This is a genomic window from Methylobrevis pamukkalensis, assembly GCF_001720135.1.
GTDB lineage: Bacteria > Pseudomonadota > Alphaproteobacteria > Rhizobiales > Pleomorphomonadaceae > Methylobrevis > Methylobrevis pamukkalensis.
This window is the reverse complement of the sequence record NZ_MCRJ01000205.1, coordinates 1-3,568: the sequence shown is the minus strand read 5'-3', so window position 1 is coordinate 3,568 and position 3,568 is coordinate 1. Positions and strand designations below refer to the sequence as shown.

The 3,568-nt window shown below is 64.7% G+C and carries 5 protein-coding genes; 3 read left to right on the top strand and 2 right to left on the bottom strand.

The window, feature by feature from the left end; translation table 11 throughout:
• The first annotated feature begins 372 nt into the window (after positions 1 to 372).
• From A6302_RS19720 to A6302_RS19710, 3 genes are read left to right on the top strand one after another with little or no spacing between them, the layout of a single operon-like run.
• Positions 373 to 828 carry a DUF2924 domain-containing protein gene (locus A6302_RS19720; protein WP_023413474.1) on the top strand — a complete coding sequence of 152 codons (456 nt, stop codon included), beginning with the start codon at positions 373 to 375 and terminating at the stop codon, positions 826 to 828.
• Positions 828 to 2,153 carry a recombinase family protein gene (locus A6302_RS19715; RefSeq protein WP_069308452.1) on the top strand — a complete coding sequence of 442 codons (1,326 nt, stop codon included), beginning with the start codon at positions 828 to 830 and terminating at the stop codon, positions 2,151 to 2,153. The genes A6302_RS19720 and A6302_RS19715 overlap by 1 nt, the downstream gene beginning before the upstream one ends.
• A complete protein-coding gene (locus A6302_RS19710) occupies positions 2,150 to 2,533 on the top strand; it encodes a hypothetical protein (protein WP_069308451.1) in 384 nt (127 codons plus the stop codon). The genes A6302_RS19715 and A6302_RS19710 overlap by 4 nt, the downstream gene beginning before the upstream one ends.
• 3 nt (positions 2,534 to 2,536) lie before the next feature.
• On the opposite strand, the gene A6302_RS19705 is transcribed toward A6302_RS19710, so the two are convergent.
• Entirely contained in the window at positions 2,537 to 3,313 is a 777-nt protein-coding gene (locus A6302_RS19705) for a protein NO VEIN domain-containing protein (RefSeq protein WP_245294170.1), read from the bottom strand.
• A 69-nt stretch (positions 3,314 to 3,382) separates the two neighbouring features.
• A partial coding sequence (locus A6302_RS23760) for a hypothetical protein (protein ID WP_210183411.1) occupies positions 3,383 to 3,568 on the bottom strand: 186 nt, incomplete at its 5' end.

Sequence of the window (3,568 nt, the reverse complement as noted above, 5' to 3'; positions counted from 1 at the left end):
AACTGCTCTCGATTGATTCAACCCCCGATAATCATGGACAAATCCGTGGTCGGCAAGCCTGATGTTCTCTCCCTGTTCGCCTTTCCGCATCCCGTTCCTTTGAGATGTCCCGTCCCGGGCGGCTGGGTGGCTTTTGATCGGTAATGACACCACCGAAAATGGCCACCGAGACATGACACGCCCAAATCCGCTCCCGCCCGAACAGATGACGCCCGCCGAACGCCGCGCTGAACTGTGCGGCCTGCTGGCGCTCGGGCTGGTTCGGTTGCTCGGGCCAGATGGGCGCGAAGTATCTGACAATACTGGAGAACGTTGCCTACACTATCCCGACGACGAATGCCGTCATGCAACTCCAACTCACCGGAGAAACGCATGACGAAGCCCGATCCTATCCCCGCGCGCCTGGCCGCGCTGAAGTCCATGTCCGTCACCCAGTTGAAGTCGGAGTGGCAGACGATCTTTGCCACGGCGGCGCCGAACAACAGCCGCGCGTTCCTAGAGAGCCGGTTGGCCTACCGCATCCAGGAGCTCACGTATGGAGGCCCTGATCGCGAAACCCGACGCATGCTGGATCTGCTGGCCGACGAGGTCGGCGGCACCCTGACACGCAAGAGCCAGATCGCCGATCCTCGCAATCCCGTGGTCGGCACGAGGTTGATCCGCGAATGGAACGGGGTCGAGCACACGATCACCGTCTTGCGGGACGGGTTCGAGTGGCAGGGGAGACCTTACAAATCCTTGTCCGCGATTGCGCGGGCGATCACCGGAACGCGCTGGAATGGCTACCGCTTCTTCGGGTTGCGCGAACGAAAGCGGGGGAATGATTGATGGATCAACGCGCAAATCCCGTCCGCCGCCAGCGCTGCGCCATCTACACGCGCAAGTCCTCCGAGGAAGGGCTCGAGCAGGAGTTCAACAGCCTGCACGCACAACGAGAAGCCTGCGAGGCCTATATCGCCAGCCAACGTTCCGAGGGCTGGGTGCTGGTCCGCGATCAGTATGACGACGGCGGCATCTCGGGCGGAACGCTGGAACGGCCCGGCCTCAAGCAGCTTCTGGCCGACATCGAGGACGGCCTGATCGATGTGGTGGTCGTCTACAAGATCGACCGCCTGTCACGGTCGCTGATGGACTTCTCGAAGCTGGTCGAGGTCTTCGACCGCAACGGTGTGACCTTCGTCTCGGTCACGCAGTCCTTCAACACCACCACGTCCATGGGGCGGCTGACGCTGAACATCCTGCTCAGCTTCGCGCAGTTCGAGCGCGAGGTGACGGCTGAGCGCATCCGCGACAAGGTCCGCGCCTCCCGCATGAAAGGCATGTGGATGGACGGCTATGTCCCGCTCGGGTACGATGTGAAGAACCGCAGGCTCGTGGTGAACGAGGAAGAGGCCGCCACCGTGCGGGGCATCTTCGAGAGGTTCGTCGAGGTCGGTTCAGCGACCGTGCTGGCCCGCGAACTGCGCCGCAAAGGGCTCCGCAACAAGCAGGGCACCTTGGTCGACAAGGGATATCTCTACAGGGTGCTGGTGAACCGCGTCTATCGCGGCGACGCCGTCCACAAGGGCAAGGCCTATCCCGGCGAGCATCAGGCCATCATCGACGAGCAGCTGTGGGATCAGGTCCATGCCATATTGCGGCAGAACCCGCGAAAGCGCGCCAACAACACCCGCGCGCAGGCGCCAGCGCTGCTCAAGGGGCTGATCTTCACGGCCACGGGCGCTGCCATGACCCCGAGCAGCACGAAGAAGGGCGCGCGGCGATACCGGTACTACGTCTCGATGGACGTCATCAAGAATCGCGAACCCAGCGACGCGGGCATCCCGCGCCGCCTTCCTGCCGACCTCGTGGAAGCGGCTGTGGTGACCGAGTTGCGGCGGGTGATGCGCGCGCCGTCGATCACGGCACAGGTCATTGCCCACTTGGCGCGCGAGGGTCACGCCTTCGCCGAGGCCGACGTGATCTCCGCGCTGCAGACGTTCGAGGACGTCTGGGGCCAGCTGTTCCCTGCAGAGCAGACCCGGATCGTGCAGTTGCTGGTGCGCCGGGTCACCGTGACGTCTAAGGGGCTGGTGATCGATGTCCGGACCGACGGCGTCTCGGGCGTCATGCGCGACATGATGGCGCCACGAAAGAAGGTGGCGGCGGAATGATGAAACCCGACGAGTCCATCCAGATCTTCGTGCCGCTCAAGGTCCGCAAGCAGAACGGGCGGCCGAAGATCATGCCGCCCTCGACCTATCTGCCCAGCGAAGACCGGACGCAGGATCCGCATATCCTGCGCGCCATCGGCCGGGCGTGGGGCTGGCGGCGGCGCATGGAGGCTGGCGAGTTCAACACGGTCACCGATCTGGCGAAAGCCGTAGGGCTTGCCGAACGCCATGTCAGCCGACAGCTCCGGCTCGCCTACCTCGCGCCGGGGGTCCTCAAGCGCTTGGTCTACAAGCGCGAGGTGCCCGCCGTGACCCTGTTGAAACTGACCGATGTCGCGGCCCTGCCATGGCACGAACAGCCGGAGCGGGTGTTCGACTGAGCCTCAGTGAAAGCTCGCCTGAAACGTCGTCGCGGTCAGGGAGACATGCGCGTCCAGCGGCGGATGCAACTCGAACGCCTTCGGCTCGCGTGAGAAGTTCCAGAGCCGGAACAGACGCCATTCCGACCTGCGCTCCTCGGCCACGGCCAGTTCGTTGCGGGTGATGTGGAAGGGCGTGCGCTCCCATCCGTTCGTCGTCTTGACCTCGATCAGCCGGGCGAGACCGTCCGGGGCGAAACTCGCGATGTCGTAGCCCGCGCCATCGCCATCCTCCTCCGACACCCAGCGTACCTTGCGCGCCAGATCGTCCCGTCCTGCCGAGCGAAGAGACGCCCGTTCATGCGCCAGCACACGTTCCTCTCCCGCGCGGCCGAGGGCCCGGTTGCGCTCGTCCCGGCCCGCCACGTCGAACTTGCGGGCGATGTGCAGCATCTGGTCCAGTTCCTGCGGCGGCGGCTGGTTCGACAGCGTCGGCGGCGGTCCGATCCAGATCTGCGCTGCCTCGCGCAGGCCAGCACCGGGTTGCAGCCCCGGTTGGCGCCCGAGCCAGGCCGGGTTCAGCGCCAGCCATCGCGCCACGGCATCCACCAAGGTCATCTGGAAATTGAACGCAGGCTTGTAGCCGGGGATCCAGTCTTCGCCGAGCCCCTTCAGAACCGCGCTGATGTTCTGGTGCTTGAACTCGACGGACCCCTCGGACCGGTCGTTCAGCAGCGGCAGCAGCGCACGGCGATGCTCGGCCTTGCTGTAGCGGCGCGCGGAGATGTCGTCGGCCAGCATCGCGAAGTAATCCGCGACGATCAGGTCGTTCTCTTCATCTGTCCACGCCCCGTTCGACATTGCGCCAGGCTATGGGCGCGAAGTCTGTTTGTCATCAGAGACTTCCGGCAGGCTCCTGGCTCGCTTCGAACGCTGCCGCCAGACTTGGGGATCGGCCGCCACGGAGCCGTCCTTCTGACCGTCCTGCGCCTTCGTGTCGGTCTCCGTCACCGGATTATTTCGCGAACGGGGCGAACCCATGAACGCGGCAACCCA

What these genes read in the sequence shown, in the direction of transcription:
- A6302_RS19720 (WP_023413474.1), top strand. Translation starts at nt 373, where the DNA reads ATGACGAAGCCCGATCCTATCCCCGCGCGCCTGGCCGCGCTGAAGTCC.
- A6302_RS19715 (WP_069308452.1), top strand. Translation starts at nt 828, where the DNA reads ATGGATCAACGCGCAAATCCCGTCCGCCGCCAGCGCTGCGCCATCTAC.
- A6302_RS19710 (WP_069308451.1), top strand. Translation starts at nt 2,150, where the DNA reads ATGATGAAACCCGACGAGTCCATCCAGATCTTCGTGCCGCTCAAGGTC.
- A6302_RS19705 (WP_245294170.1), bottom strand. Translation starts at nt 3,313, where the DNA reads ATGCTGGCCGACGACATCTCCGCGCGCCGCTACAGCAAGGCCGAGCAT.